Genomic DNA, 23,692 nt, shown 5'->3' with positions numbered 1-23,692 from the left:
CGACGAAGACCGCCAGATTGGCGCATGCGCGTGAGAGCGGTGGCCTCTATGATGGCTGGGCGTTGTGTGAAGGCCAGGCGACCTGCTGATCGGCGGCCTTGTCGGCTTGGGGCAGGAGCTTCCATTCCCAGGGCAGCAGTTCGTGCAGACGCGATGCGGGAAGATCGGCGATACGGTCGAGGACGTCGGCGAGCCAGGCTTTCGGATCGACCTCGTTGAGGCGGCAGGTCGTGATCATCGTCAGCATGATGGCGGCACGGTCGGCGCCACGCTGGCTGCCGGCGAAGGTCCAGTTGCGCCTTCCCAATGCGATGCCCCTCAATGCGCGCTCAGCACAATTGTTGGTCAAGCAGATCCTGCCATCGTCGAGGAAGCGGGCGAAGTCGTCCCAGCGCCTGAGCATGTAGTTGATCGGCTTCAGGACCTCAGAGGAGCGCGAGAGGGTTCCGCGCTCACGCAGCAACCAGGCGTGCATGTCCGCGAGAAGCGGCTTGCTCTTTTCCTGGCGCACGACGCGCCGCTCCTCCGCGACGCGGCCGTTGATGGCGCGCTCGATCTCGAACAATGCATCCAGGCGTCTGACCGCCTCCAGCGCGATCGGCGAGACCGGTTTGCCCTTCTTACCTTCCCGAGCATTTTTCTCGATGTCAGCAAGCTCGAAGAAGCCTCGCCGCGCATGGGCAAAGCAAAACGCCGGCGTAATCGGCCGCGCCTTCTTCTGTGGGTCGAACAGCGGCTCGAAGCCGTTGTAACAATCGGCTTGCAGGATACCGGCGAAGGCGGCGAGATGCTTCTGAGGATGCTCGCCTCGTCGGTCGCTCGAGGCGTAATAGACCGCCGCCGGCGGCGCAGGCCCGGCGAAGGGCCGGTCATCCCGCACATAAGTCCAGATCCGCCCGGTCGTGCACTTGCCCTTCGCCAGGATACGGATGGTGGTGTCATCGCCATGAAGGCGCTCGGCAGCGAGCACATGGCGTTCGATCAAGTGGAACAGCGGCATGGCGGCAAAGCTCCCGTGGCCGACCTGGTCGGCCAGCGTCGACAATGGCAAGTCGATCCCCTCGGCCTTGAAGCGCGCACTCTGGCGGTTGAGCGGGATATGCATGCCGAACTTGTCGAACAGGATCGTCGCCAGCAATTGTGGGCCGATGAAGCCGCGCGGCGTGGCATGGAACGGCGCGGGCGGCTGGCTGATCTTCTCGCAATCGCGGCAGGTGAACTTCTCGCGCACCGTCTCGATCAGCTTGAAGCGGCGCGGGATCTCCTCCAGCGTCTTGGTCACATCCTCACCGATCTTCGCCAGCCGCGATCCACCGCAGCAGGCACAAGTCGTTGGAGCCTCAATGACGACGCGCTCGCGTTCGATGTCGTCCGGCCATGGTTTACGTACCGGCCGCTTGCGCATGAAGGGGCGGACGTTTTGCGTCTTCGCCGCTGCGGCCTGCGCGGCGAGCTCATCTTCGCTCGCCGTGGTGACGAGTTCCTCGAGCTCCAGTTCCAGCTGCTCGAGCAGCCGTGCCGTGCGCTCGGAGCGCTGCCCGTACAGTTCGCGTTTGAGCTTCTCGATCCGCAGTTCGAGATGCGCGATCAGCGCCTCGTTGTCCGACAGCTCCGCTCGCGCACTGGCAGCCACCGCCTCGGCTCGCAGCCGCGCCTCACGCTCGGCCTGCAGCGCCGCCAGGGCACTCGCAAGGTCCGATGGAAGATCGTCCGGCTTCGATATCATGAAGCCATTGAATCAGATCGAGCAGCAGATTCAAACCGTAAAAGCGGCTATCCGATCCGCGTCGGACGATGGGTTTCTTGAGGGTTGCGCCAATCGATCCCGGACAACAGATAGCTCAACTGCGCCGACGAGATCGTTACCGATTCACCGGCAACCGATGGCCAGATGAACTTCCCTCTCTCGAGTCTTTTGGTAAACAGGCATGCTCCCTGGCCATCGTGCCAGATCACCTTCACAAGATCGCTGCGGCGACCGCGGAAGACGAACAGATGACCGCCGAGCGGGTCTTTGCGCAGCACCTCCTGCACTTGGAGTGCCAACGACGGAAAGCCTCTGCGCATATCCGTGTAGCCCGTCGCAAGCCACACTCGCGCGCCTGTCGGAACCGGGATCATCGGCGTACCAGGGCATCGAGAACTCGACGCAGCGCGTCTCCATCAACGTCGCCATCGACCCGGATGCGGTGTCCGCTACCAAGATCAATCTCGATGATGCCATGGCTCCTCCGGCGACGCGCCGGCGCCGTCGTCAATGGTGCTTCGGCCACATCCCGCGGCGGCACAGATGGCCCAATCTCGACCGGCACTAACGGCGCTATACTCGTCTCACTGTGCTTGCAAAGCTCTTTGCGCCACCTGAACAGCTGGCTCACATGAAGGCCGGCCATGCGAGCCACCTCGGAAACAGTGGCTCCGGGCTCGAGCGATGCTGCAACCAGCCGCTCCTTCTCGTCCCGCGACCACCGACGCCGCCGCTCGATCGATGTGATCACCTCTGCCCGCGAAATCGTCATAGCGCTTCTCCTAGGATTACCCTAGGACCTGTAGCGCTCGTGTCCGTCAAACAAGGCGGCCCTCAACGGAGGGATACGTTGCTATGCGTGACCGTACACTTAAGTCGGATGTGACGGCGCGCTGGTTGGAAGTGAGTGCGGAGGCGGGACGACGTCGCTGATAGGGAGCGAGTGCATGGTAATGCTTGTGCAAACATAGCTTGCAAAGTCACGGCACCGGCTGTTCTCGATCTTGAAGACGGCGCTGTTACCATCTTGGCCAGCGCGAAACGGGCGAAGCGCGGATCGTCGGCGCAATCGCTCGATCTCGTGACACCTCGGCGTTTCTGGCCGTGACCTGTAAAGGCCTGCGACAACTTCGCGGGCGCGCCCGCGAGCCTTGCAGTCGGATCAGCCGCTCGATCCGGCGGCCATAGTCCGCTCGCCGACTAGAAACCCACCCATTCGTTTGCCAATTGTAACCGATCTGGCCTCCCGCGAGGAACACAGGCGTACTGACGATATCGCCGTAGATCGATGGGCCGTCGGGGTCGCTGAAGAATGTCCGGCCGTAGCCGCCGCCACCGTGCACGCCAATATAGCCTCCGGTCCAGCTCCAGAGTTGCGGTGGGGCCTTTATCGCTCCTCGAGATCCGCCGAATTAGCGACGCCACATGCGAGAAGCGCAACGGCTGCCGCGCCGCAAACAAAAACTCCAGATCGCATTTCACCTCATGAACAAACAACATGCGCGCTATCGCAGCGAAGCTCCACGGCCGGCGTTGTCGCGTCGCTCCTACACCGAACCGTCTGTGCAGAATCTATGCCAGAAGGCGCGATGCGCATTCCCATGGTTTTTCGGATTGCGATGTCGTCTATGCGACGAAAGATGGTGATCGTTAAGACAAACCGCGCGTCTGTGGTCGCAGGTCGTAACGAGCTCAGCAATGCCTGCAGCTTGAATCTTGCGCTCGAAGCGTTTAGCGGTCTGCGCCGTCGCACTTCGATCTGAGTCCATTCATCGGCCGACCAGAGAAGATTGTCTCCGGCGACGGGACCGCCTTCATGAGGTTGCAGGCGCGCGGCAGGCTTTGCTTCCGCTGAGAAATCCGGGCCCAGGATCCCGCAAAGCGAGGAAAGCATGCCGTTCGGCCGGGATCGACACCGTCACGTGCTAGATCGCTTCGACAAGAATGCACCATCAAAGCCTGGGACTAAACACCTAGGCCGCGATTGGCTTGGCAACATTTCTCATGATAGCGAGACGGGAGCTCGCGAACATCTCTTTGGTGTACGCTCCGCCGAAGTAATCTAGGACGAAGGTGCCAGAATAATTCAGATTGTCGGTAACGCGGCTGATTAGGTTATCGAGAGTTGCGCCGACTTCACCAATGCGGTCATTATAGCAAGCGCGGATAACGTTAACAGCATTCATTGAGTGAACCGCCTCATCGGCAATCACCTCCCTCAGCCAATGATGGAACGTGTCGTTTCCAAGGCCGTCATAGAACGGCTTTTCGGCAGCATAGGCGCGGCATGTGCACATCTCATCAAATGCGATCATAACCATCAGGGAGAATTCGTCTTTCAGGTGTTCACCGATCGGAACAAAATCATGGGATCGAGTGTCCAATCTCTCCCGAAGGGCTTTTTCGGATCCATTAGCGACAAGTTCAATGATGCGGATGAAGCCATCGGTGTGACGCTCTTCGTCGGCCGCCCAGGCACTAAAAAACGCCCCAGCTTCATCGGTAGCGATCAGATTTCGGGCCGATAATTCTTGTTTCAAATGCCTGGCGTCATATTCCGTGTACAGATCAGGCCACAATGTATCCCAACGTGCGCATACCACCGATGGTTCGGCGGTGAACATCGCCGGCGTAAGAGCATGGAGTAATCGTTTTGGACTCCAGTTCCGGCGGACCGGCGTGATCATCCGAGTGCCCCTATCGCGAGCGGTGCGAGCGCTCGGCGCACGAATTATCATCCGAACACTCGCAAAGCCTATTTGCTACAAACAAAACGCGCCGTCGCCTCCTTGTTCTGGTGGGCGTGCAACTCAGCCGGCGGCCCGTTGTGCTTGACCAGTTTGGAAGTGCCTTGCGTGCGTCGTTCGACAGCGGAATCGAACGGGCGTGTCCGTTCTTGGTGACTTGAAAGCCAGCCAGCCGCCGCTTTCGGTCGATGTCAGCCCAGTTCATTGCGGCGATCCCGCCGCATGCTTGTGATAAGGGCAATGGCTGGCTTGCAAGCTCGATGAGCCGTGGCGAGCTGCTCCGCAGAGCCGACAGAGCTCAGATCGTGTTCGACAAACGCGCGATGAATGTCGATGGCGCGCGCCAGCCGGCGAGTCCGGCGCCACCCCGCGCAAGGAAAGCGAACACGCACGTTGTGCAAAGCGCAATTCCTCCGGTCCACCCCGATGCAGGAGGTTTGGTGCCGGTGATCAAAGTGTTACTTCCCGAAGGGCAGCAGATGCGTGCCTGACCAGTGCCAAAGTCGATTGGGCTATTCATGTGAGTTGCCTCAGTGCGAGCCGGTGCGATCTACATGAAGTCGTATTCATCATCGTGCGGATCCTGCGCTGGGCTTGCTGCATTCACGGTATGCTTGGCATCACTGCCGGCACCGACTTCAGCTGCGGCAAGATACAGCGGAGGCTTGCCATCTCGCTGCCATTCGCCGGCTCTGTTCTTCTTCCACTTGTCGCCATGCTTGGTAGGGTCAAGCACCATCATCGAGTCGCTTACCTCTACAAAACCCAACGCTCCTGCGCGGGCTTTCGCTTCGGAGTTGAAAGAATGAGTGAGGACGAGCGGCTCGTCGCCATCAATCCGGAGCTGATGTTCCAGTAGAATATCGCCTGCGTTTTCGACAAGGGGATGAGTAACCCGGAAATCTATCGTTGATGTGATTTCATCACACCCAAGGAACCTCTCGCGCCAAGCACTGTTGCCTTTGAATAGTTCGCTCATGGAACCTCCGGCTTCCGTTCTCAGGAGCCCAACGCTTTTGCTGCCGAGTTGATAGCTGAAATATCGCGCGTCCTCCGAACCGGGTTTCGTACCGAAGCGGAACGCGATGTCCGCCGTGCGTTGGGCCTTCTCGGAGACGCGAGCTGAGTACCGCTGCGGATGCGCAGCGATATTCCCTATCTCGTCGCCATAAAACTCCGCTAGCTTGTCCTCGAAGATAGACCTTGAGATCTCAACCACGGGCGGCTCGGAAACGAGAGAATACGGCCGGGTTGCCGTCGAAGATGAACCAGCGTGCGAACTCGACGGCGCCAAATTTAGCGTGCAAAACATGTCCGCTAACCGTTGGCTATCGTCATCAGCGTACGGGCCATTGGCACTTGCGGGGTGGGTCATGGATGAGTCACTGATGCGGTTATCCATGGCGATTCGCACTCCTATCGACGACCTAGCTTCGCGGGAGCTGGCCGAGAGCGTCCGTGCGATTCTTAGTCGACGTAGCTGTCGGCAAGTTGACAGCCAGGCATCAAGCACTGTGCTATCTCGATCGAGCCAACGCGTGCCTGCCGTCCGTTTGCGGCTGTGGGCTGGCGTTCACGGTCTCCGTTTTCCCTTCAAGTGCGAGCGACAGTTTGAGGTTGTTGTGCAACATCGGGTTTGCCGGTTCCGTTTCGAGAGCTCGGCGGTATAGCGCTTGCGCCTCGTGATGGCGGCCCTCGTGATCGAGCACTACAGCCTTGGCATTCAGTGCGCGCAGGTCGCCGGATGCTATCAATAACACGGCATCAAGTACCTCAAGCGCCTGATCCGGGGATCCGCGCGCCAGCAGGGCCCGCGCAAGAGGAATTGCCGCATCGACGTTGTCCGGTTGTTGCTTCAACGTATCGCGCAGGGTCTGCTCATCGGCACCCACACCGACGGCGCGCGAAATGCGCTCGTGCATAGCAGGATCGACCTCCTTGGCGCCTGCTAGCTCTGATGTAAACGTTTGCCGCGGTGAGAGACCCGACTGTTCCGAGGTCACGCAACCCGCGAGCAGCACAATGGCGAACATGACGAGAAAGGCCGAGCACGAGTCCGGACGAAAGGAGCACAAGTGCGGCCGGATGCTTGTCTCATATGAATTCATAGGCAATCGCACGATGACCTGCTGTGCTCTGTTAATTCGCAGCGGTAAGGAGCCCACTACGCCCCGAGGAAGGAGCGTTGTCCTTGGCAGCTGGAAGCTTGACGGATCCAATCGGCTGGACGGTGAAATCCGAGGCGAGATCCTGATAGGACAGGACGGGCAGATCGATCCCGTTGCGGGTGAGAAAACCGCGGACGAAACGCCGGATATCCATCGAACCGAGAATGACGGGCTGGCTCTGACTTTGCGCGACGGTCGAATGGATCTGACGGAATTGTGCAAGCAGCTTTTCGCTCTGCCAATCGTCCAAAACGAGGTACGGGCCGACAGCGGTTTCGCGCACCGCGCCGCGCACAATATCCTCAGTCTCACGCTCGATGACAAAGGCGGCCACAACACGGTGGGCATTGGCATAGCGAAAACAGATCTGCCGCTTCAGAGTCGCACGAACATATTCGGTGAGCAGGACGGCGTTTTGCTCGCGTTCACTCCATTCTGCCAGTGCCTCCAGGAGCAGGCGGGTGTTGCGAATGGGAATGCCCTCATCGAGTAGGCGCCGCAGGACCTCGGCGATCCGCGGGATTGTCGTCGTACGCAGCACCTCCTTCACCAGATCAGTGTATTCCTGCTCCATTCGGCCGAGCAGTTGGCGGGTCTCTTGAATGCCTACCAGGCGCTGTGCATAGCGCGTCAATGTGGAATGGAGACGTAAGGCAAGAAGTTCGCTCGGACAATGATACCCGATTCCGGCCGCTTTAAGAGCCGCTGCATGGCCTTCTTCGATCCAGACCCGATTCGTATCCGGGTCTTGCCGAAAGGGGATGCCGCTCAATTCAATGTTCGCCACATCGTCGTTGAGCGCGAGTTGCGTCGGATCGATGACATCCCGTTCCACCGGTACGCTGTCGACATCCACCCTGAATTGCGACTTGGACAAGTGCTGATCAATCTGGGCCGGGATGCGCGGAACTGTGATGCCAAGATCCGCCGATACCAGCGTTGAAACGCGCGCGATGCTCTGTTCCAGCTCATTCTTGTCGATTGAATGCGTCAGGTTCGGCGCGAGGAATAACGCGATCGGAAGTGCCTCCGCATGAACGGGTTGCTTCTGCGCCTGTACTGGAGCCGGAGCGGTGACATTTGCGCCTGTCTTAGCGGCCGCTTTGTCGCCTTTCGCTCCATTCTTGACATAGCTCGCCGCAGCGAAGAGCACAGCCAGGATGACGAACGGGGGCAAAGGGAAGCCAGGAACGAGTCCCATCAATAACATGATGCAGGCGGCTAACCGAAGTGCTTGTGTGCTCGCCCTAAGTTGATTGACGATATCGGCACCAAGCTTGAGCTTGTCAGGCCCTTTGACACGCGTGACGATGGTCGCGGCGGTAATCGACAGCAGCAGCGCGGGAATCTGAGAAATAAGCGCATCACCTATCGTCAGCAGCGTATATTGATGCAGCGCCTCATCGAGCGACATCCCCTTAGAGAGCAGGCCGATGCTGATCCCGCCCAGCATATTGATGCAGATGACGATCAACCCGGCGATCGCGTCGCCCTTCACGAACTTCATGGCACCATCCATGGCGCCATGAAGCTGACTCTCTTGCTCCAGTGCGGAGCGCCTGCGACGTGCTTCGTGTTGATCGATATGGTTGTTGCGCAGGTCCGCATCGATCGCCATCTGCTTGCCCGGCAGTGCGTCGAGCGTGAAGCGCGCCGACACCTCTGCGACGCGTTCGGCGCCTTTGGCAAGAACCATGAACTGCACCATGGTCACGATCAGGAATATGACGATTCCGACAGCGATATTCCCCGAAATGACGAAGTCGCCAAACGTGTGGATGATGCTGCCCGCGTCGCCCTCAGCAAGAATAAGCCGCGTTGTAGCGATGGTCAGCGCGAGACGAAATACCGTCGAGATCAGGATGACGCCCGGCAATGATGAAAAATCAACCGGCGTGCTGAGATTGAGGGCAACCATCAGCAGCAATATGGCAAAGCCAAGGTTGAAGCCGATCAGCATGTCAATCACGATGATCGGGATCGGCATGATCATCATGCCGATCGCCAGAAGCAGCATTAACGCGACCATAAAATCCAGGTGGGCCGGCGCGCGCGCGATGAAGTTACGCAAGACGTTGGCCATGAATATCCCTATTGCTGTTCGATGAGAGCTGTGCTGCTGCGCATTGACACGTAGCGTTGGAAGACGTCGCGGGCCTCGGTCATGCGGCCTGCCTGTCGCAGCGCGTGACTGCGCAAGAGGGTCAAAGGCACGCGTGAAGACGGTTGATCATCGAGTGCGTCCAACCGATCCAGCACATCAAGTGCTTCATCACCAAAGCCTTCCGAGATGAGAGTGTAGGCTAGAATGCGAAGTAGATCGACATCTTGGGAATGCTCGCGCGCTGCGATTCGCAGGAGTGCCAGACTCCGTGCGCTCTGCCCGCACGCAAGGTGGACATAGGAGAGGGCGCAGAGCAGGTCACGCTCCGGCCTGGAGATCAGCAGGTTATCGCCGGAGTTTGAAACGTCTAGGGCCGACGTAGGGGCATGTTGTGCGCGATCCGGGTCGATCATGGCTAGCCCTTGATCAAGCTGTTCTGGTTCTGCCGGAGCAGAAGGAGCTGCCGCAGTTCTTGCTGCAGGATTGCCAAACATTCGCAGGCCGTCTTGTCGTCTGGCGTCGCCTCCAAGGTTTGAGTTAAGCGCTCCAGAAGAGCGCCATGCATGTCTGCGCGCAGCACGTCCGGATGACGTAGGCGTGGAAGGACGAAGGAGAGCAGGCTATGCGCGAGATTGGGGCCCGTCAGCCAGGTAAGTGCCGAACTTGTTTCGATCTTACCTGCGTGCTCGGTGGCATCGGTGGGATTGATCCGCGAGATTGGATCGATTGACTTGAGTTCGAGCGCGTTATCGATCGTGCTGGCAGCCAACCGCTCCTGCGCTTCGCGCTGTTGGACAACTGACGTGTGACCCTTGCCGTTTCCATGGACCTTGTCGATGCCGATGCTGCTGGCCTGAGGTGTGGCCGGGGCGATGACAGGTGCATGATGCTCGTTGTTAATTCCCTGAAAGGCGGTGCCAGGCTCTACGGACCGCTGCGGCAGCCTAGTCATGAAACGTTCCTTCGTTGGCCGCGGACTAAAACTCTAATAAGACAAAGCAGCAAGCTGGCCATTGCGTGTCAGCAGCACACGTCCGTCCTCGATCTCCTTTACGGTCCATCCATTGCTCAGGAGTGCGCCCGCGAAGTACTTCTGACCAGCAATGACCAGATAAGGGTCGTTTCCGCGCCAAACTGCCTGGACGGCAATTGCGGGGGGCGCCTTCTCCTCCTTGAGGGCGACCGCGCTGACGAGCGTATAAGCACCATTGCTTTGGACATCGAACCGCTGCTGGACTTCCCGCCATTTAGCGAGCGAGGCAGGCGTAATAGTGCCATCGGCGGTCACAACGCCCGGCCCAGAACCGACTTTGATACCGAGTAGGCCCGCTGCGTCAACTTCCCCTTGCAGCCGGTGAGCCGCTGCGTCGGTGGCTGGAACATCAGGGGTCGCGAGCGCGATTTTGGGGGCAATGTCCGTGGCGCGGGACGAAGTGCTCAGCGCTGCGGCGCTGTCGAACTGGACAAGTCTCGTTGAAAGGGTGCCAGCTGCGGCAGAGCTGATGAGGACCAAGGCGAGCGGGATAATCGGTAGATGCCAGCGCCCGGTAGAGCCGGTTTGCTGAGTGCCTTCGGTCGAGCAGCGAATGGACATGGCGCCCATATGGATGACGGCAGGAAGAGGGACAACAACGGTCTCATTTGGCGAAATAGGGGCGCGGCCCTCGATCGCGACGTCCGCGGCAAGGGCCTCGATCTCGATCGAGCTGACATGCCAGCTGACGCGAAGATGGTGCGGTTCGAGGCCCTGCTCGATGAAGACCAAATCAGCATCGAGGCTGCTGCCAATCAAGCAGGAGCCGCTCCCCGCTTTGCCGGTCAGCCCGGAATAACACCCCGACAACACTTCGAATACCGGGGAAGCTGGTTCATTCACGATCGTCTCCTGAATGAAGAACGAGACCGTACGGCAAAGCCGTACGGTCTGTTGCGACTTCACAGATCATGCGGCCGGCAAAAGTGGGAGGATATAATCGTCCCGCTTCATCCGTTACTGCACCCGCTCGTCGGCCACTTTCTTGACGGTCGAGAGCTCTGTCGAGACGACGCGAAGTTCTACATCCCTTTCAGCAGCCTTCGTGCTGCTGGCAGTCAGGGCGGCGAGCTGCCTGTTGAATGCCGCTTCTCCCGCAACTTCAGCAGCGGCGGAACCCGCGGCTGCAGTAGCAGTACCAGCTGCGCCACCCGCCGTCGAGGCATGAGAAGCACCAACCTTATCAGCCATATTGTTTCTCCTGTTTATTTGAAGATTGCCGCGCCTTGCGGCTCCGATTATCCTGACGCCGCAACATGCGAGGTCAGGAATCCTCCTCTGTCTCGGCCATGGTATCGTCGAAACGACCCATTGCACTACTTACAAACTGGATAGCGACGGCGCCGAGAGCGACGTTGAACGCTTGCTGCATAGCAGCGGCTTGCGAGCCAGCGTCTGGACCAGACGCGCCGCCATTTAAGGGAGCTCCTGCACCATGCGATTGGCCATGATCATCGTGCTCGCCAGGCGCCCGAGATCCTTTTTTGGCCCCGCCAGTCGCGTGGAGGTCAGAATCAAGGTGCCCAGCGGCGCTGGAGCTGGAAATGCGCATCGGGTTCTCCTACTTCAAAACTTCGTTCGTGCGGAGGAAGCAGTCTCTGTCACGTCTACTATGGAAGCATTAGCTTTCGACAAGCTGACGAGCCTCAGAAATACAGTGAGCCAATCTCTTTGATGTTGCCTCTGGACAGGCCGCCTCATATTCCGGCAGTGTGCCGGCGAAAGCTGCAGATCAGTGAGTTGGTACAAGATCTCGCCTATGTGGCACTTGATCAGGCAAGCCGTTGTTCATCAAAGCGCAGCTTTGATGAGCGGAATGTGAGCGCCAGGACGGATAAAATGGGCTTCAGCTTTGACGTGGCCCAATCTCGGGGCCCGCCCGGCCGGGACCCCTCGCAGCTCGTTCGGCAATTTAGTTGCCTCGAACCAGGCAGCGATTTGTCTCGATCCTGTCCCGGGCGGGGCGGCAGGTTAAAGTTGCTCATGCGAGTCAGCGACGAAGAGCGATCCTCCAGTCCCGCTCGTAGCAGACCCATAAAAATGGACCACTTTCGTGGACAGCGATCAGGAAGCGCTGGAGACAAGGACCTTGAGCGTCACGTCCACTAATGTGCTCTCGATCCGACGACGTAAACCGGTTAGGTTTGCCGCTCCGTCCGGTTCCGTCGCGAGGTGAAGGCATCGACAAGTTCACCGTCCGCGACGGGTGGCGCAATCGGCCCGGCGAAATCTTCGCGGTGGCGCACGCGATGTGAGAACGCCCGTCGGGCGCTCGAGTGCAGCCGACAAATGCGCTGGTTTAGCTAGCGACAAGCACGTTCGTCGGTGTAAGCATCGAACATGCTTGCGCGACCTGCGCGGCGGGGACGACCCTACCGCGTGGTGGCCTCGCAAGCTGGCCTTTCGATCCAGCATTATCCTGCGTCGATAGCGCGCTACGACTAGGCGTAGGCACCTGTAGCTTGCGTGCGCTCGGATTCAATCCGTGCCTTAAGGTTATTCAGATAGTCCTCCACGTAGGACTGGGCCATCGACACCGGCAGGTTGATGCCGGCCGTCGCCGCTTCTTGAATTGCATGCTTCACCAAGCCTTCTCGAATCGCTATCTTGACCTCGGGGCCGGCGATGCAGCCCACGGCCTGCGCCGCAAGACTGAGCCCGGCTTCCTCCAGCGCCTTCTTTATGTTGCCGCCGCTGATCGCGGTGTGCAGAAGATTTGCAGCTTGCGCTTCGGCCTCGATCACCATTGAAGCAAGATCGGCCAGTTCGCCCAGCCCTGGAATGAAGCTGAGTACACCAACGGCCGTCGCTGTCCAGTCGAGTACCTTCGAGCCTACCTTGAGCACGTCATTAAGTGCGTGCATGAGGGCGCCACCGTTCTTCTTGGGAGACTTGATGTCGGGCTGGTCTGCCGCGCCAATCATCATGTCCGCGGTGGCCTCCTGTTCGGCCGGCGTTTGAGCGGCATGCGTTTTCAATTGCGGAGCGGCGCGGTTCGCACCAGACATGTTGTTGAAGAACTGGTTGAAATCGTTTCTGCTGATGTTTCCGGAATCAACCGTATGGCCGCCGCCGAAGTCAAAAAACTTGTGGTGGGTTTTGTAGCCAGTAATCGCGTTGTTCATCAACCCGAACAGCACAGGATCCGAGAGCAGCTGGGAAGCCGCGCTTCGCACCTCGGGGGAAAGGCTCTTGTCGTCCACCATACTCACGAGCTTTTCCCGGGTCAGAACGCCATTCCCAAAGAAAGCGTCCTGGTTCTTGTTGATCGTGTTTAGTGTGCCCAGCTCGGGTCGAGTGAGACTCATCGATGACGAAGCGACCTGCAGGAAGTCCTCTTTGTGGACCTGATCTATCGAGCCGCCGTACAACTGCTTCCATTGATTCGGGTGGTCGAGAAAATATTGAGCCGCCGCGAGGACCTGTGGGGGGCATTTGCCAATGTCGGCGTTGCCGTCCACGATGTGCCTGAAATCCGCAAGGCTCAAGTTCTTGGGCAGGTTATCGGAATAGCGGTAGAGTTCGCGCAAGGCATCGGTCAGGTTCATGACCGATGGCTCACCGTTCCCGGTACCGTCGGATGGCATGTAGTTCTGCTCGTAGGTCCGCGCCCGCTGCTCCTGGAACGCGGCAACTTGAGGGTGATGGTCGGAAAAGCCGCAGAGATCGCCCCCTTTGATCCTGCCGCCACAGCGGCCGTCGCCTTGCGAACCGATCGCATAGAAGAGCTCCGGGTCCTGTTGCAGTGCCTCGATCGCCGCCTTTAGATCCGGCGGTGTCGAGGGATCGTCGGCCAAATCTCCCAGAGACTTCCAATCAAGCGGGCATTTGTCCTTGTGGCGGTTCAGCACAGAGACAATCTGCAGTTCCGCATTAGTCAGCGTGCCACCGTTCCAGGTGATCCTTGAGCTTTGTACGGGCGCTTCCGCAATGATCGGGCTGCCGGCAGCACAGGACGGCTGTGGGTCATCCTGATATGCATCCAATGCTGCCCTTATCTCTGGTGGCAGGATATTCCGCGCCTCCTGCGTGAGTTCCTCCGTCAGTTGCTTGGTTGATTCTGTGGGGGCCGGCTCCTGCGGTGCTGAATGATCGCTGGTCGTGTCTTTCGACGAGAGGCTGGCCAGCATCGCCTGAAAGCTGGAAAAGTCCTGCGCCGAAGAGGGCGGGGCGGGCATTCCGGAGAAGGCCACACTTGAGTTGGCGGTTGGCGATAGGTCGACTGACATTACACGTCCTCCGATATAAGAGTGCACCACAAGACGGTCACCGGCGCGGCCCGAGATCGCGACGAGCAAGGAGTGTTGATCGGCAGAGCTCAACAGGTCCTACCACTTGCGTCCTGTTGCTCAGTGCGCCTTCAGCGCTCAGTTCCGCGACTATCCATGGGAACACCGCCGTCTAGATATTCACGCCGTATGGTAAAACGGACAACCTTTCGAGAAGCTGACGGCGCTCAGACGATTTCAAGGTGATTGATGAAATAGCCTTGCCAGCAAGGGGCCTGGACGTATTTCAATGCCGGTGCCAGCTTCGTTTGGTTGCGTTCGCCTGGCCTGGTGCCATGTCAGCGAGTTAAAGCTTTACGTCTGCCTATCCGGAGCATTCGTTGATTTGGTCCAACAATCTCGCAAGAGCTCCGGAACATCTTAAGGTGGGCGCTGATTTCGCAGTAGCCACCCCGCGCCCGCGCCAAAAAAGTGCTGACGCCTTCTGAGCTGCGCATCCAGCATGGTCGGCTCAGATACCGGTCGTCGACTAAGTCCTCGAAAAACTCCATCGTCAAACGCGTTGAGCGGACCCAGGTTGCACTGACAAACATCAAAGCTCGGACGCCCCGGCCTTTGTCCTTTTATTCGTCCTTGGCCGCCGCGCTCTTCGACCCTGCATCGAAGCCACGTCGCGGGCTCAGTAACAGATAACAGTTGGATCACGCGGTTACGAAGGGCGGACGCACTGGCCCAAGAGCAGGTTTAGCGACTTGTGAGACGAATAAGTCTTCTCCTCGCCATTCGGCCGTGTGCCGCACACCCGCGATGGCGAAAGTTGTTGTCCGGAGGTGCCAGCCTGACATCACATTGCAGTTTCTCAGCATGTCGAGCTAAGGAATGTGGCGGCTTGGCGAGTGAAGACCAGTGGTCCTTGGCGGCACGTCCGGGAACTGGACCGCTCGCCGCCATTCAATGATGGCTCGGCGCGTGACGGCGCGGCTCCCAGCTTCGACCAAATCAGATGCTAGTTAGTTAGATTCGTCCGCTTCATGCGGTCCCGTCAGTTCCTGCTCAAAGCTCCTTGGATTGACCGCGCATGTCTGCTTATTGGCGGTTGAGGTCCGTTTACTCCTGACAGCGGATCGTCTCTCATCCTTACTCGTCGAATTTCATCCGTATGACGAATCTTTTAGAGCAGTTCAAAGGTTCGCATCAGAAAAAAGTCCGCAAGCCGCGATGTAGGATGCCGCTACCTCCTAGCTCGGACAGCTGTTGCTCGAAGCCTGTGGCATCGTTGCGATACGCGACGGCTTCGCCGTCTCAATACCGGCCCGCTCATGCCGGGCAGCACCAGCTTTCGAGAACCTGACGAAGAGTATGCACGACGCACTGAATTTCTTCGCAAGCGACTTTTTGTGATCGAGTCATTGTTGGCCAGAATTGGTCGCATGGACCGGGCTGTCTTGATGCGGTGCCTGCGGCGAAGCAGGGGCATCCGGTCGTCCGTCGCGAATGACCGTGCTTGAGGATCCCCGAAACAGCATCAGAGCGGACGCGTGTGGCCACTTGTCGACACCGGCCGTACTCTGCCGTGCCCGTGTCTCCGCCAGCAGTCCTTCCAGCGTTTGCACCACAAGTGTGATGGGGGACCATGAAGCGAAGACCAGGCCTTCTCTCGGTGTAGCTCTCACGATATAACGCTCATCTGAGATGCTGAGTGCATCGAGTGCCGCTTGAATGCATCAAAGCTGATCGGATTCAAGATCAGTAGTCGGCTTTGCGCCTCGTGCGCGTCGGATATGTAAAGCACCCGCCCATCGTGGTACCATTGAAGATCATAGAGATTGATCAAGCGGTCGAGAAACTCTCCCGGTGGGAGTTCCGGTAGCCGCCCGCGAATCCGCCCCTTCACCTCAGTACTTACATTGACCCGGATATTCCGATTGTGACCGAATTCCTGCAGTGCGGTCGCGAGGTCCTGATCCAGAACCGTGTAACTGTAAGGCGTCGATGGCAGCGTCAGCGGCGCGCCGAGCGTCCTGACGACGTCAGGCAGGTGAAAACAGTAACACATAGCACTTTCTTCAAGATGACAGCACCAAAATTCGTCCCAAATTTGGAGGCCGATGCTTCTTCCTAAATGGAAGCCAGCCGCGATCATCAGGTAACGAACGCTCGTCAGCTTTCGGTCAGCTCGCTTCCCTAAGGTGCTGGCCCATTAGCGCTCACGAATGCTGCCAATCTTATCACGCGAGAGAAACGGTTCTTCTCATGTTGCCTGCCGTTGCCTCGACCGCTCTCAACTCGGCCGAATGTATCTCCAGCGGCTGTTCATCGGTGCGGGACCAGTTTCATGATAGTCTTACGCAGGCGGATGCTCTTGTCCGCTTGCCGCTTCTGCTGTCGCATCGGTGGGTGTAAGACCGACCTGTATACCAAAGTGCGGGCGAGTACGAGGGCACCTGCCGTCGACTCGCTTGCAAATGAGATGGGAGAAATTGCGTTGCGGATAGATTTTTCGCGTATTAATCAGTCTAAAGCTATATTCTATGATATTTATGCTTCTGATGATCCGAGGGCATATTTCTCGATCCTCGGAGACCTGGATTATATGATCCCGGACGTGGCTGAGCCGGTTGTGCGCCAAATCCTGGCAGCGAAAGCTTCGGCGACCGGCCTTAAGCCCGTCGTGCTCGATGTTGGATGTTCATACGGCATCAACGCAGCGGTGCATCGCTTTCCGCTGACCTTCGGGGGCTTGCGTCACCGCTACGCCCGGCGTGAGATGAGGGCGATCAGTTCTGAGACACTGGTGAGTCTCGATCGCAGTTTTTATGCAGCCTGGCCTGATGTCGGGTTGGCGCGCTTTATCGGCCTCGATGTGTCGGCACGGGCGATCAGCTATGCAAAGAGTGTTGGCCTCTTGGAGCAGGGCATCGTCGCTGACCTTGAAAAGGAGGCGCTATCGACCGACAGCGCGCGCATTCTCCGCTCCGTGGATGTTATCATGTCAACCGGATGCATCGGCTACGTTACCGAGAAGACGTTCAGCGAGATTCTCGATGCGACAGAGAAGCAACCATGGATCATCTCCTTCGTGCTACGAATGTTCCCATTTGAATCGTTGGCCGAGGCGTTTGCAAAGCGTGGTCTTGTGACAGAGCGTCTTACCGGCGCGACGTTTATCCAGCGTCGCTTTCGCGATGCTGAAGAGTTTGAAAGTTGTTTGGCCAGCTTGGCGGCCCTTGGCGTGGATGCGACCGGCCTCGAATCAGAAGGGCTGTTTCATGCCGATCTGATCTTGTCTCGCCCAGAGGCGGATGCACGGGCCACGCCTCTGGAAGACGTTGTCACCGTCGCCAGCGGCAGGGGACGGCCGATTGGACCCCGTTACGTTCATGTTGAAAGCAACGAGGGCTTGCAGATTGCGCTGGAGCCCTGACAGTTAAGGACCACTGTGCAGCGCGCGAGTCTCTTCGGCGCTGGATCAAGACGTCGAAAAACAAGGCCGTTCTGGTCGAAGGCGCGCCAGAGCCGATGTTGTTCGCCGACGATGGATAACGACTTCGTCCAGATGCCATTTGTCGCGGCGAGCGGGAGCGCTGCGATTCAGATCGGAGAGCGCCTTGCCGAATTCCCTCTCCACTGACGCGCGGTTTCATAGATCGCATCAATGCGACACGTGGGCCAGAATTTCCTCGACTATGCGCAAACTTAACGGAAACTGGAAAGGCAGCCCAACGGCATCTCCAATCATCTGCAGCGGAAGTGACAGCGGCGATAGAGTGGTCCGGGCGGTCGGTATGTTTTTGCTTCTAAATCTTGATCTCTCCAGGTGACGAATCCCGGCGAGTAGTGCCTATCTCTAGCCAGTCACAGTCTTTCGCTCCCCACACCTAGTAGGTCGGAAGCTAAGAGGGAACCCGGTGCGCCGGCAACGGCTACTCCGGGGCTGCCCCCGCAACTGTAAGCGGCGAGCGGTTGTCATGATGGTCACTGGCGCGATAGCGCCGGGAAGGCCGACAGCCGCAGCGACCCGCGAGCCAGGAGACCTGCCGCGACAGAACAGAACGTCCTCGGGCGGGGTGCCCCGTGGGGTCGCTTGCAGACAGGGACATTTACCCGGTCTCCTCGCAAGTCGTCCGCGCGGCCTCAGCTCCAAACATCGCGGGGTTGCCGATGTCGCCGTCTTACGATTTCGATCAACATGGTCATCTGGTTGAGTCGCCGAGTTTGCGGCCGCGGCCAGCGCAGGCAAAGCCTACCGCGCCTGAGCTTTGTCTTGTGCCGCCGCCGTCGCCGGCCCCGCTGCCGTGGCCCCTCGCGCCATCGCCAAAGGTGTCCGACCTCACGCTCGATCGGTCACGCGACGATCTGCTGACGTCGTTCGGCAAGCTGACGCTGACCGACCGTTATCTGCTCGCCGGCGAAACCTTCCAGGACATGTTCGCGCGGGTGTCTTGCGCCTTCGCGGACGATGTTGCGCATGCCCAACGTCTCTGCGACGCGATGTCTCGGCTGTGGTTCATGCCGGCCGCACCAGTGCTCTCCAACGGCGGCACCACGCGCGGCCTGCCGATCTCGTGCTTCCTTAACTCGGTGTCGGACTCGCTCGAAGGCATCGTAGGCACCTGGAACGAGAACGTCTGGCTTGCCGCCAACGGCGGCGGCATCGGCACCTACTGGGGCAATGTTCGCTCGATCGGCGAGAAAGTGAAGGGCGGCGTCACCTCAGGTAACCTCCCGTTCATCCACGTCATGGACGGCCTGACGCTGGCGATCAGCCAGGGCTCGTTGCGGCGCGGCTCGGCGGCGGCCTATCTCGATATCCACCATCCCGAGATCGAGGAGTTCCTCGAGATCCGCAAGGCGTCCGGCGACTTCAACCGCAAGAGCCTCAACTTGCATCACGGTATCAACGTCACCGACGAGTTCATGCGTGCCGTGGGCGTCGGCACCGCGTTCGCTCTCCGCAGCCCGAAGACTAACGAGGTCGTCCGCGAGATCGATGCCCGCCAGTTGTGGCAACGCATCCTGGAGAACCGGCTGCAGACCGGCGAGCCTTACCTCTTGTTCATCGACACCGTGAACCGCGCGCTCCCCAAGCACCAACGCGAGCTCGGCCTCAAGGTCTCGACCTCCAACCTGTGCAGCGAGATTACTCTTCCGACCGGCATCGACCACCGCGGCGAGGAGCGCACCGCGGTGTGCTGCCTGTCGTCGCTCAACCTCGAGACCTGGGACCAGTGGAATGAGGAGCCCGGCTTCATCGAGGACGTCATGCGCTTCCTCGACAACGTGCTCACCCACTTCATCACGGTGGCGCCGGACGGCATGAAGCGCGCCCGCTACGCCGCCCTGCGCGAGCGCTCCGTCGGACTTGGCGTCATGGGCTTCCACTCGTTCCTCCAGGCCAAGGGCATTCCGATGGAGAGTGTCTTGGCCAAGTCGTTCAATCTGAAGATGTTCCGAAAAATCCGTCGCGAGGCCGATGCGGCATCCGTGGCGCTCGCTCGCGAGCGTGGCCCGTGCCCGGATGCCCTGGAACGCGGCGTGTTGGCGCGCTTCAGCCAGAAGATCGCGATCGCGCCGACCGCCTCGATCAGCATCATCTGCGGCGGCACCAGTGCCTGCATCGAGCCGATGCCGGCTAACATCTACACCCACAAGACGTTGTCGGGCGCCATCTCGGTGCGCAATCCTCATCTCGCCAAGGTGCTGACCGCCAAGGGCGCCAACACTTCGGCGACCTGGCAGTCGATCATCGCGCACGAGGGTTCGGTCGCCCATCTCGACATCCTGTGGAACACAAGAAAGCGATCTTTCGTACCGCCTTTGAGGTCGACCAGCGCTGGATCGTCGAGCTTGCCGGCGACCGCGCCGCGTTCATTTGCCAGAGCCAGTCAATCAACCTCTATCTGCCGGCCGATGTCGATAAGTGGGACCTCCACATGCTGCACTGGACGGCATGGAAGCGTGGGGTGAAGAGCCTTTATTACTGCCGTTCAAAATCGATCTCGCGCGCCGCGTTCGCCGGCAAGATCGTCAACGGCCACGAGGCCGCGCCGGGGCAGCCGCAGCGCGCCGACTATGAGGAGTGCCTCGCATGTCAGTGATCGATCTCTCGTCCGTCGATCCGCGCATGCTGATCGGCAAGGGGCGCGTCGGCCTCCTTGACTCGACCGGCTGCTATGACGTCGATCGCTACGCCTGGGCTTACGAGTTCTGGAAGCGCCAGCAGCAGACCCACTGGATGGCCGAGGAAGTACCGCTCGGCAGCGACCTTAAGGACTGGGCGTCGGACCGCGTCACCGCCAACGAGCGCGCACTGCTCACCCAAATCTTCCGTTTCTTCACTCAATCGGACATCGAGGTCGGTGACAACTATCTCAAGCGCTACATCCCGATTTTCCAGCCGCTCACCGTCCAGATGATGATGGCGGCCTTCACCAACATGGAGACGGTCCACATCGACGCCTATGCGCTGCTGCTCAAGACGCTCGGCATGCCCAAGACCGAGTTCGAGGCATTCCGCGGCTATGCGGAGATGCGCGCCAAGGCGGACTACTTGCATGCGTTCGGCGTTGACACGGTGGCCGATGTCGCTCGCACTCTGGCTATGTTCGGCGCCTTCACCGAAGGCATGGCGTTGTTCGCGAGCTTCGCTATGCTGCTCAACTTCCCACGCCACAACAAGATGAACGGCATGGGACAGATCGTAAGCTGGTCAGCGCGCGACGAGAGTCTCCATTGCGAGGGCGTCATCAAGCTGTTTCACGAATGGCACCGCGAAACCGGCGCGGTGACGAGCTCCGTCCGCGACGACATCGTCGACGTCGCCAAGACCATGGTGAAGCTGGAAGAGAACTTCGTCGATCTCGCCTTTGGCCTAGGCAAGATCGAGGGCATGCGCCCGGAGCAGATCCACGCCTACGTCCGCTATGTCGCCGACTGGCGACTGACCCAGCTCCGGATTTCCCCGATTTTCGGCTTCTTTGAGGCTAAGGAGGGCGAGCTCATCCAAGTCAAGGCGCATCCGCTGCCGTGGCTCGTCGAGATTCTCAACGGCGTCGAGCACGCCAATTTCTTCGAGCAGCGCGCCACGAAGTATTCCAAGGCGACGAGTCGCGGCAGCTGGGATGGCGAAGACGGGGTGTGGGCGGCTTTCGGCCGTATGTAGGCAATCGGCAAAGCGTTTTAGTGCGCCCGTGCGTATCGGCGTTCGCGGACGTCCGCTCTGCTATTGCTTCCGGAGGCACAGCGGACCTCAAATGACATGATCGAAGTCGCTCGAAGCGCGATTTTGTCCATTCGGACCGATGGACAGGTTTACGCACCCGTTGGCCAAAGGGGCGGCGAAAGCCTGAGCTGAATGTCGTGAGCTCGTTTCAGTGTTACCGTGCATGTGGCAATCGCGCTTCATGATGAAGGTGGTCGATTTGCGCGGCAGTGTCCACGTACAGCAAACCGGACGGCGGAGAGGCGAGTAGCGTGAAGAGGGTCAGCTGGTGATCACTCGTCTCGATCCGTACAGCTATCCTGCCTCGATCAGGTCTCTGCACTTATCGAGTGGCCCTTCAAGAAGGAGCTTGGCCGGCGCAATATCCGCCGGCCAGAGCGGCCGTCACCAAGTTCCCCTGCCGTTGGCAAGGTCAATCTATCGCCTTCGGACATCACCCTGCCCCGGCTGTGGTTGCTAGTGGGTGGGGGGATCTTCCCCCAAGTCCCGCCGGTCGATCTTCATCGGGGTCTGCAGGCCAAAGGATCTGGTCCAGCGACGGCGTGAGACGAATGAAGCCTTCTTCTCTCCATTCGGCCGTGTGAGGCACTCCGAGGAGCGTGAACATTGTTGTCGGGTGGTCCTTGCTCGGCTTCACTCCGCTGCGCTCCAGCATGTCGATCTGAGCGCCTGTGGCTGTTTGGCCGGTGAAAACCCAGTAATCCTTGGCGCGACGTCCGTTTAACATACGGAACTCGGAAAGTTCTGGCGGTGCAGCTTCGGAAGGCCCAGCCTGAGATGGTCCGGCCTGAAATGGCCGGGCGTGGGAGGGCCCGGCATGCGATGGGCCAGCCTGTGATGGCCCGACGTGCGGCGGCTCAGCATGCGACGGCCCTGCGTGCGGCGCGCCGACATCCACATTTTGCCATATCAGATCTTGGTCGAAACCCGGATCTGCCTCGATCGCCTGAGCGATCGTGTGCTGCGAGACGTGCTGCGCGGAGCTTTCCGGTGCCGGTTCGGCGTGGACCGCAGTCGGCGTGTGTGGATCACCCTCCCAACCCAAGTCTGGCGCATAGGGATGCGCTAAATCCAGGTACGGCGAATAGGGGTGTCCAGCCTCCAAGTACCGCGAATAGGGATGGTCTACGTCCAAATATGGCGAATAGGCGTCCCCCTGCAGCTCTGGGGAGGCGGCACGATGCGGCGCAGCACCGCCTTGCGCACCGCTGAGCTGCTGCTCAAAGCCGGTTGCGTCCGTGGCCGGTCGCGCTGAGTCGGGCTCTGGGCTCGTATTCGATGGGCCGATCGCATTGAAGTCCATCTTGTTACTCCTTTCAAAATGTTGGAGCGCCATCGAGCGATGCGAACGCTCCTGTCCTGCGAACTCCGAAGCAGTTGTTTTTCGGAGGCTCGCCTTGATCTTTAAGCCCCCGAGCTAGCGTCAAGGATGGCGCTAACCACCTTCCGCTCGAGCATCCGGTGCATGGACGCGCACTTCCATTGCGGTCGCTGGCGGCACCGCCGTCAAAACATCCGCGCGCTCATGCTGGGAGAATAAGCTTTCGAGAAGCTGACGATCATATGGATCTAAGCCAATGCTGATCGGATCGACTTCGGCTGGAGCCGTCTCGCATCATTAAGTCACTTCTGGCCTGCACCGGCTTCGCGCACGATGCAGTCCTGATGCGGCACTTCGGAAGAATAATGGCTTTCCGGTCGTCCGTCGCGAATGACCATGCTCGAGGAGCCGCGAAACAACATCAAAACCGACTCCCGCGGCGGCTTTTCGGCGGCGGCGGGATTCCGCCGCGCCTGCGCCTCCGCCACAAGGCCCTTGAGCGTTTGGTCCACCAGCGCGATGAAGCGTGGCGGGCCCGAAGTCAGCACGAGGCCATCTCCCGGGGCCGGCTGCACGATATAGCGCTCATCGGAGATGTTGAACGCATCGAGCGCGGTCTTGAACGCGTTGAAGCTGATCGGGGTCAACACAATGAGCCGGCTTTGCGCCTCATGGGCAGCGGATATGTAGAGCACGAGCCCGTCGTAATACCATTGAAGATTGTACAGGTTAGTCAAACGCTCGAGGAACTCTCGTGGTGGCAGGTCGGGCATTCGCCCCCGAATCCGGCCCTTTACTTCGGCGCTGACATTGACCTTGATATTGAGATTGTTGCCGAACTCCTGCAACGCGGCAGAAAGGTCCTGATCCAGAACCGTATAGCTATAAGGGGTCGACGGCAGGGATAGGGATGCGCCAAGCGCCCGCACCATTCCGAGACAAATGAAAACCCCGACACAGAGAACTCTCTTCAAAATGTGCGCCATCGTGGATCGGACGAGTATTCCCGAAGCTCTTCCGCCTGAGAAGAAACCTAGAATTTCATTCCAACTTGGAAGCCAAACGTGATCTTTAGATGGCGCAATCAGCGGTATCTTCGTCAGGTTTTCGTCAGCTCGCCG

General features: G+C 59.3%; 17 protein-coding genes, 3 pseudogenes and 1 riboswitch. Of the genes and pseudogenes, 5 read left to right on the top strand and 15 right to left on the bottom strand.

Translation table 11 applies throughout. The annotated features are described in order from the left end of the window. Positions 1–46: 46 nt before the first annotated feature. The 13 genes from AAFG07_RS33865 to AAFG07_RS33805 all read right to left on the bottom strand — a co-directional run bounded on the left by AAFG07_RS33865 (position 47) and on the right by AAFG07_RS33805 (position 16,171). The gene (locus tag AAFG07_RS33865; protein WP_342724035.1) at positions 47–1,726 is read right to left on the bottom strand and encodes an IS66 family transposase; all 1,680 of its coding nucleotides are present in this window, start codon (positions 1,724–1,726) and stop codon (positions 47–49) included. 47 nt (positions 1,727–1,773) lie between these two features. Beyond that, entirely contained in the window at positions 1,774–2,067 is a 294-nt protein-coding gene (gene tnpB / locus AAFG07_RS33860) for an IS66 family insertion sequence element accessory protein TnpB (RefSeq protein ID WP_342729320.1), read from the bottom strand. A 50-nt stretch (positions 2,068–2,117) separates the two neighbouring features. After that, positions 2,118–2,519 (bottom strand): transposase, encoded by a 402-nt coding sequence (locus tag AAFG07_RS33855; RefSeq protein ID WP_342724034.1) that lies wholly within the window; start codon positions 2,517–2,519, stop codon positions 2,118–2,120. A gap of 1,201 nt (positions 2,520–3,720) precedes the next feature. Beyond that, entirely contained in the window at positions 3,721–4,434 is a 714-nt protein-coding gene (locus tag AAFG07_RS33850) for a hypothetical protein (RefSeq protein WP_342724033.1), read from the bottom strand. Positions 4,435–5,044: 610 nt separating this feature from the next. Next, on the bottom strand, positions 5,045–5,896 hold the full coding sequence (locus AAFG07_RS33845; protein ID WP_342724032.1) for an Effector protein NopP: 852 nt from the start codon (positions 5,894–5,896) through the stop codon (positions 5,045–5,047). A 115-nt stretch (positions 5,897–6,011) separates the two neighbouring features. Next, positions 6,012–6,527, bottom strand: coding sequence for a tetratricopeptide repeat protein (locus tag AAFG07_RS33840; protein WP_342724031.1), 516 nt, complete (start codon positions 6,525–6,527; stop codon positions 6,012–6,014). A 106-nt stretch (positions 6,528–6,633) separates the two neighbouring features. After that, positions 6,634–8,745, bottom strand: a complete 2,112-nt coding sequence (gene sctV, locus AAFG07_RS33835) for a type III secretion system export apparatus subunit SctV (RefSeq protein ID WP_342724030.1) — start codon at positions 8,743–8,745, stop codon at positions 6,634–6,636. Between the two features lie 8 nt (positions 8,746–8,753). Further along, complete coding sequence (locus AAFG07_RS33830; protein WP_342724029.1) at positions 8,754–9,179, bottom strand: hypothetical protein; 426 nt, start codon at positions 9,177–9,179, stop codon at positions 8,754–8,756. 2 nt (positions 9,180–9,181) lie between these two features. After that, positions 9,182–9,718, bottom strand: coding sequence for a hypothetical protein (locus AAFG07_RS33825; RefSeq protein ID WP_342724028.1), 537 nt, complete (start codon positions 9,716–9,718; stop codon positions 9,182–9,184). Between the two features lie 33 nt (positions 9,719–9,751). Continuing rightward, positions 9,752–10,642: a hypothetical protein gene (locus AAFG07_RS33820; RefSeq protein WP_342724027.1), complete on the bottom strand. Its 891-nt coding sequence runs from the start codon at positions 10,640–10,642 to the stop codon at positions 9,752–9,754. 114 nt (positions 10,643–10,756) lie between these two features. Next, positions 10,757–10,990, bottom strand: coding sequence for a hypothetical protein (locus tag AAFG07_RS33815; RefSeq protein WP_342724026.1), 234 nt, complete (start codon positions 10,988–10,990; stop codon positions 10,757–10,759). Positions 10,991–12,240: 1,250 nt separating this feature from the next. After that, positions 12,241–13,929 carry an HrpF/NolX family T3SS translocon protein gene (locus AAFG07_RS33810; RefSeq protein WP_342729319.1) on the bottom strand — a complete coding sequence of 563 codons (1,689 nt, stop codon included), beginning with the start codon at positions 13,927–13,929 and terminating at the stop codon, positions 12,241–12,243. A gap of 1,768 nt (positions 13,930–15,697) precedes the next feature. Next, positions 15,698–16,171, bottom strand: coding sequence for a hypothetical protein (locus tag AAFG07_RS33805; RefSeq protein ID WP_342724025.1), 474 nt, complete (start codon positions 16,169–16,171; stop codon positions 15,698–15,700). 327 nt (positions 16,172–16,498) lie between these two features. On the opposite strand from AAFG07_RS33805, the gene AAFG07_RS33800 reads away from it, so the two are divergent. Then, complete coding sequence (locus tag AAFG07_RS33800) at positions 16,499–17,452, top strand: class I SAM-dependent methyltransferase (protein ID WP_342724024.1); 954 nt, start codon at positions 16,499–16,501, stop codon at positions 17,450–17,452. A gap of 13 nt (positions 17,453–17,465) precedes the next feature. Here AAFG07_RS33800 and AAFG07_RS33795 read toward each other — a convergent pair. Beyond that, a pseudogene (locus tag AAFG07_RS33795) lies at positions 17,466–17,767 on the bottom strand (DDE-type integrase/transposase/recombinase); the annotation flags it as partial. 102 nt (positions 17,768–17,869) lie between these two features. Then, a riboswitch (cobalamin riboswitch) is annotated at positions 17,870–18,085 on the top strand. 104 nt (positions 18,086–18,189) lie between these two features. On the opposite strand from AAFG07_RS33795, the pseudogene AAFG07_RS33790 reads away from it, so the two are divergent. From AAFG07_RS33790 to AAFG07_RS33775, 4 genes and pseudogenes are all read left to right on the top strand, one after another. Beyond that, positions 18,190–19,776: pseudogene (locus tag AAFG07_RS33790) on the top strand (ribonucleoside-diphosphate reductase subunit alpha); the annotation flags it as partial. 35 nt (positions 19,777–19,811) lie between these two features. Continuing rightward, a pseudogene (locus AAFG07_RS33785) lies at positions 19,812–19,949 on the top strand (hypothetical protein); the annotation flags it as partial. A 42-nt stretch (positions 19,950–19,991) separates the two neighbouring features. Further along, positions 19,992–20,126 (top strand): hypothetical protein, encoded by a 135-nt coding sequence (locus AAFG07_RS33780; protein WP_342729444.1) that lies wholly within the window; start codon positions 19,992–19,994, stop codon positions 20,124–20,126. A 26-nt stretch (positions 20,127–20,152) separates the two neighbouring features. Next, on the top strand, positions 20,153–21,190 hold the full coding sequence (locus AAFG07_RS33775; protein ID WP_342724023.1) for a ribonucleotide-diphosphate reductase subunit beta: 1,038 nt from the start codon (positions 20,153–20,155) through the stop codon (positions 21,188–21,190). 1,683 nt (positions 21,191–22,873) lie between these two features. On the opposite strand, the gene AAFG07_RS33770 is transcribed toward AAFG07_RS33775, so the two are convergent. Continuing rightward, complete coding sequence (locus AAFG07_RS33770; protein ID WP_342729318.1) at positions 22,874–23,557, bottom strand: nodulation protein NolW; 684 nt, start codon at positions 23,555–23,557, stop codon at positions 22,874–22,876. Positions 23,558–23,692 lie beyond the last annotated feature (135 nt).

Origin of the sequence: Bradyrhizobium sp. B097 (assembly GCF_038957035.1) — a bacterium.
Taxonomy (GTDB): Bacteria; Pseudomonadota; Alphaproteobacteria; order Rhizobiales; family Xanthobacteraceae; genus Bradyrhizobium.
Note: the sequence above shows the minus strand (reverse complement) of the source record. Positions and strands in the feature narration are given on the sequence as shown.

What these genes read in the sequence shown, in the direction of transcription:
- AAFG07_RS33865 (WP_342724035.1), bottom strand. Translation starts at nt 1,726, where the DNA reads ATGATATCGAAGCCGGACGATCTTCCATCGGACCTTGCGAGTGCCCTG.
- tnpB (WP_342729320.1), bottom strand. Translation starts at nt 2,067, where the DNA reads ATGCGCAGAGGCTTTCCGTCGTTGGCACTCCAAGTGCAGGAGGTGCTG.
- AAFG07_RS33855 (WP_342724034.1), bottom strand. Translation starts at nt 2,519, where the DNA reads ATGACGATTTCGCGGGCAGAGGTGATCACATCGATCGAGCGGCGGCGT.
- AAFG07_RS33850 (WP_342724033.1), bottom strand. Translation starts at nt 4,434, where the DNA reads ATGATCACGCCGGTCCGCCGGAACTGGAGTCCAAAACGATTACTCCAT.
- AAFG07_RS33845 (WP_342724032.1), bottom strand. Translation starts at nt 5,896, where the DNA reads ATGGATAACCGCATCAGTGACTCATCCATGACCCACCCCGCAAGTGCC.
- AAFG07_RS33840 (WP_342724031.1), bottom strand. Translation starts at nt 6,527, where the DNA reads ATGTTCGCCATTGTGCTGCTCGCGGGTTGCGTGACCTCGGAACAGTCG.
- sctV (WP_342724030.1), bottom strand. Translation starts at nt 8,745, where the DNA reads ATGGCCAACGTCTTGCGTAACTTCATCGCGCGCGCGCCGGCCCACCTG.
- AAFG07_RS33830 (WP_342724029.1), bottom strand. Translation starts at nt 9,179, where the DNA reads ATGATCGACCCGGATCGCGCACAACATGCCCCTACGTCGGCCCTAGAC.
- AAFG07_RS33825 (WP_342724028.1), bottom strand. Translation starts at nt 9,718, where the DNA reads ATGACTAGGCTGCCGCAGCGGTCCGTAGAGCCTGGCACCGCCTTTCAG.
- AAFG07_RS33815 (WP_342724026.1), bottom strand. Translation starts at nt 10,990, where the DNA reads ATGGCTGATAAGGTTGGTGCTTCTCATGCCTCGACGGCGGGTGGCGCA.
- AAFG07_RS33810 (WP_342729319.1), bottom strand. Translation starts at nt 13,929, where the DNA reads ATGCTGGCCAGCCTCTCGTCGAAAGACACGACCAGCGATCATTCAGCA.
- AAFG07_RS33805 (WP_342724025.1), bottom strand. Translation starts at nt 16,171, where the DNA reads ATGATCGCGGCTGGCTTCCATTTAGGAAGAAGCATCGGCCTCCAAATT.
- AAFG07_RS33800 (WP_342724024.1), top strand. Translation starts at nt 16,499, where the DNA reads ATGGGAGAAATTGCGTTGCGGATAGATTTTTCGCGTATTAATCAGTCT.
- AAFG07_RS33775 (WP_342724023.1), top strand. Translation starts at nt 20,153, where the DNA reads ATGCTGATCGGCAAGGGGCGCGTCGGCCTCCTTGACTCGACCGGCTGC.
- AAFG07_RS33770 (WP_342729318.1), bottom strand. Translation starts at nt 23,557, where the DNA reads ATGGCGCACATTTTGAAGAGAGTTCTCTGTGTCGGGGTTTTCATTTGT.